Raw genomic sequence first — 5,061 nt, forward strand, 5'->3', positions numbered from 1 at the left:
CGGCTGGTGAAAGCGGCGGGGGGCGTTACTCGTAAATAAGGTTGGCGGCGACCGACTCTCCCACCGGTGAAGGCAGTACCATAGGCGCACCGGGGCTTAACGGCTCTGTTCGGAATGGGAAGAGGTGAACACCCGGGCTAAAGCCACCATTGCTGGCGGGTCACTGCGTGTTCGTGCAGGACTCAATAACGTTGACATAAGGGGACAAAAACGAAGCGTGTGTTGCGCGCTTGACGATTATATTAATTGCTTAATTGGCGAAGCCCTCGGCCACTTAGTACGGCTCAGCTATTGCATTTCTGCTTGTTCACCTGCCGCCTATCCACGTCGTCATCTCCGACGGGCCTTCAATTGGGAAATCTCATCTCCAGGTGAGTTTCGCACTTAGATGCTTTCAGCGCTTATCTCGTCCCAGCGTAGCTACCCGGCGCTGCACCTGGCGGTACAACCGGCGCACCAGCGGCTGGTCCATCCCGGTCCTCTCGTACTAAGGACAGGTCCTGTCAAATTTCCAACGCCCACCACAGATAGGGACCGAACTGTCTCACGACGTTCTGAACCCAGCTCGCGTGCCACTTTAATCGGCGAACAGCCGAACCCTTGGGACCTTCTCCAGCCCCAGGACGTGACGAGCCGACATCGAGGTGCCAAACCTCCCCGTCGATATGAGCTCTTGGGGGAGATCAGCCTGTTATCCCCGGCGTACCTTTTATCCTTTGAGCGATGGCCCTTCCATGCGGAACCACCGGATCACTATATCCGTCTTTCGACCCTGCTCGGCTAGTCGGCCTCACAGTCAAGCCCGCTTCTGCTATTGCGCTCTGCGTACGGTTACCAAGCGTACTGAGCGGACCTTTGAAAGCCTCCGATACTCTTTTGGAGGCGACCACCCCAGTCAAACTACCCAGCAGCCACTGTCTCCTTCTTTGAAGGATTAGGCATCAGGCACGGCAAGGGCGGTATTTCAACGGTGGCTCCCCGAGAACTAGCGTCCCCGGCTCAGCGCCTCCCGCCTATGCTACACATGCCGAACCCAACACCAATGGCAACCTATAGTAAAGGTGCACGGGGTCTTTCCGTCCCGTGGCGGGTACTCGGCATCTTCACCGAGACTACAATTTCACCGAGCTCACGGCTGAGACAGCGCCCAGATCGTTACACCATTCGTGCAGGTCGGAACTTACCCGACAAGGAATTTCGCTACCTTAGGACCGTTATAGTTACGGCCGCCGTTTACCGGGGCTTCGATTCAAACCTTCGCACCTTGCGGCACTAAGTTCCCCTCTTAACCTTCCGGCACCGGGCAGGTGTCAGGCCTTATACGTCCGCTTGCGCGTTAGCAAAGCCATGTGTTTTTGTTAAACAGTCGCCTGGGCCTTTTCACTGCGGCTTCTCTTGGTTGCCCAAGAGGAAGCGACCCTTCTCCCGAAGTTACAGGTCCATTTTGCCGAGTTCCTTGGCCGTGATTCACTCGAGCGCCTCAGGATACTCTCCTTGACTACCTGTGTCGGTTTGCGGTACGGGTAATGTTAAAATTAAAACGCTTAGCAGGTTTTCTTGGCAGTCGGATTAGGCACACTATCCGCGTGTCCCGAAGGACGTACGGTACTATCAGCTTTCGGCTAGGTGGGCGTACTTAACTACCCTCCCAATACCTACGGCCTTCAACGGGCACTTCCGTCCGCCCGCGGTGCTTTCACTTCTGCGTCACTGCATCACTTTTTAACATTAGTACAGGAATATTAACCTGCTGTCCATCGAGTTCACCTTTCGGCTGCCCCTTAGGTCCCGACTAACCCAGCTCCGATTAGCGTTGAGCTGGAAACCTTAGTCTATCGGCGTGGGGGTTTCGCACCCCCATTATCGTTACTCATGCCTACATATGCTTTTCTCCACGCTCCAGCATGCCTGACGACACACCTTCACCGCAAGGAGAATGCTCCCCTACCACGTAACGGTCTTTCACGTTACATCCATTGCTTCGGTACTAGATTTGATGCCCGCGTATTATCGATGCCCGGTCGCTCGACCAGTGAGCTGTTACGCACTCTTTAAAGGAATGGCTGCTTCCAAGCCAACCTCCTGGCTGTCAAAGCAACTGGACCTCCTTTGTTCAACTTAATCTAGATTTAGGGACCTTAGCAGATGGTCTGGGTTCTTTCCCTCTCGGCCGGGGACCTTAGCACCCCAGGCCTCACTGCCGTGTATAGCCGCTGGCATTCGGAGTTCATCAGGATTCGGTAGGCTCTGACACCCCCTAGTCCTATTGGTAGCTCTACCTCCAACGACCTCACCACGACGCTGTACCTCAATACATTTCGGGGAGTACGAGCTATTTCTCAGTTTGATTGGCCTTTCACCCCTACCCACAAGTCATCGAAATCCTTTTCAACGGAAACTCGTTCGGTCCTCCAGTGCGTGTTACCGCACCTTCAACCTGCTCATGGGTAGCTCACCAAGTTTCGCGTCTACCCCCCCCGACTCCGCGCCCTGTTCAGACTCGCTTTCGCTGCGGCTCCGTGGCTATAACCACTTAACCTTGCCGGGGAGGAGTAACTCGTAGGCTCATTATGCAAAAGGCACGCTATCAGGCCACTAGAGCCCTCTAACTGCTTGTAAGCACACGGTTTCAGGTTCTTTTCACTCCGGTATTCCCGGTTCTTTTCACCTTTCCCTCACGGTACTAGTTCACTATCGGTGTCTGAGGAGTATGTAGCCTTAGCGGATGGTGCCGCTCGCTTCAGACGGGGTTTCTCCGGCCCCGCCCTACTCAGGGTATCGCTACCGTGAATCAGAATTGTCGCTTACCGGGCTTTCACCGTCTCTGGCCTGCTTTCCCAAGCAATTCAGCTAACTCGATTCAATCAGATGTCGCGACCCTACAACCCCGGACTGGCCGTAACCAACCCGGTTTGGGCTCCTCCCCGTTCGCTCGCCACTACTTGGGGAATCATTGTTATTTTCTTTTCCTGCCGGTACTTAGATGTTTCAGTTCTCGGCGTTTGCCACCGCTCGTCAAGCGAGTCGGTTCCTACCTCTTCCAGGTAGGGGGTTGCCCCATTCGGAAATCTGGGGATTAACGGGTATGTGCCCCTCCCCCCAGCTTATCGCAGCTTATCGCGTCCTTCGTCGCCTCTCAGACCCTAGGCATCCCCCGTGTGCTCTTGCTTACTTCGCTTTCGTATCGCTGTTCTATTGCTAGAACTTGCTTGCCTGTTGCCAGGCCAAGCGCGCTACGCTTCGTTTTTGTTACCCCTTACGTCAAAGAACGTGTATCACTCTGGTGTTTAGTGATGTCGAGGTTCATTTCCTATTGAAATGAACCGGTATGCGTCAACAACTGGTCCTTGTTGTTAGAGTGGGCCTGCCTGGACTCGAACCAGGGACCTCTACATTATCAGTGTAGCGCTCTAACCACCTGAGCTACAAGCCCAAAACCAGTGTTTAAATTATTTGAATGCAGGAAAAGACAAACGGCGTGACAACCGTAACATGCTATTATAAAAACTCACGAGTCGAACTGCTCCAGAAAGGAGGTGATCCAGCCGCACCTTCCGGTACGGCTACCTTGTTACGACTTAGCCCTAGTTACCTGTTCTACCCTAACCGGCTTCTGTGACGAGCACCGGCTTCAGGTCTACCAAACTTCCATGGCTTGACGGGCGGTGTGTACAAGGCCCGGGAACGTATTCACCGCGTCATTGCTGATACGCGATTACTAGTGATTCCAGCTTCACGGAGTCGAGTTGCAGACTCCGATCCGAACTGAGAACGGCTTTTCGGGATTGGCGCACCATCGCTGGTTGGCAACCCGCTGTACCGTCCATTGTAGCACGTGTGTAGCCCTAGGCGTAAGGGCCATGATGACCTGACGTCGTCCCCGCCTTCCTCACTGCTTGCGCAGGCAGTCTGTCTAGAGTCCCCGCCATTACGCGCTGGCAACTAAACATAGGGGTTGCGCTCGTTGCGGGACTTAACCCAACACCTCACGGCACGAGCTGACGACGGCCATGCAGCACCTTGCTTTGTGTCCCGAAGGAAAGCCTCATCTCTGAGGCGGTCACGCGCATTCTAGCCTAGGTAAGGTTCCTCGCGTATCATCGAATTAAACCACATGCTCCACCACTTGTGCGGGCCCCCGTCAATTCTTTTGAGTTTCACCCTTGCGGGCGTACTCCCCAGGTGGGATACTTAACGCTTTCGCTAAGCCACCGACATTGTATCGCCGGCAGCGAGTATCCATCGTTTACGGCGTGGACTACCAGGGTATCTAATCCTGTTCGCTCCCCACGCTTTCGTGCCTCAGCGTCAGTTACAGTCTAGGCAGCTGCCTTCGCAATCGGGGTTCTGGATGGTATCTATGCATTTCACCGCTACACCATCCATTCCGCCACCCTCGTCTGTACTCAAGCCGACCAGTTTCCAGGGCAGTTCCGTTGTTGAGCAACGGGCTTTCACCCCAGACTTAATCGGCCGCCTACGCACCCTTTAAACCCAATAAATCCGGACAACGCTTGCACCCTCCGTATTACCGCGGCTGCTGGCACGGAGTTAGCCGGTGCTTATTCACCAGGTACCGTCAGTGAAGGACGCATCCCTCTTTTTCTTCCCTGGCAAAAGCAGTTTACGACTCAGAAAGCCTTCATCCTGCACGCGGCATGGCTGGGTCAGGCTCTCGCCCATTGCCCAATATTCCCTACTGCTGCCTCCCGTAGGAGTCGGGCCCGTATCTCAGTGCCCGTGTGGGGGACCAGCCTCTCAGCTCCCCTAGCCATCGTCGCCTTGGTGGGCCGTTACCCCGCCAACTAGCTAATGGCACGCAACCCCATCCAATTCCAATAAATCTTTAACCACTGTATGATGCCATACTATGGTCTTATGCGGTATTAATCCGCCTTTCGGCGGGCTATCCCCCAGAACTGGGTAGGTTGGTTACGCGTTACGCACCCGTGCGCCACTATCTCTATTGCTAGAGACCGTTCGACTTGCATGTATTAGGCCTGCCGCTAGCGTTCATCCTGAGCCAAGATCAAACTCTCCATTGTAAAATGTTCTACACCC

Annotated in this window: 1 tRNA gene and 3 rRNA genes; all 4 read right to left on the reverse strand. The window is 54.6% G+C overall.

The features are described from left to right. Positions 1-39: 39 nt before the first annotated feature. Positions 40-151, reverse strand: a 5S ribosomal RNA gene (rrf, locus tag LJ738_RS21025). 103 nt (positions 152-254) lie between these two features. Beyond that, positions 255-3,178: ribosomal RNA gene (locus tag LJ738_RS21030) — 23S ribosomal RNA — on the reverse strand. A gap of 181 nt (positions 3,179-3,359) precedes the next feature. Then, positions 3,360-3,433 (reverse strand) — tRNA-Ile (locus tag LJ738_RS21035). A gap of 96 nt (positions 3,434-3,529) precedes the next feature. Next, positions 3,530-5,045: ribosomal RNA gene (locus tag LJ738_RS21040) — 16S ribosomal RNA — on the reverse strand. The 16S, 23S and 5S rRNA genes sit together here with 1 tRNA gene alongside, the layout of an rRNA operon. Positions 5,046-5,061: the final 16 nt, after the last annotated feature.

The sequence above is a fragment of the Hymenobacter plasmatis genome (assembly GCF_020711255.1).
GTDB lineage: Bacteria > Bacteroidota > Bacteroidia > Cytophagales > Hymenobacteraceae > Hymenobacter.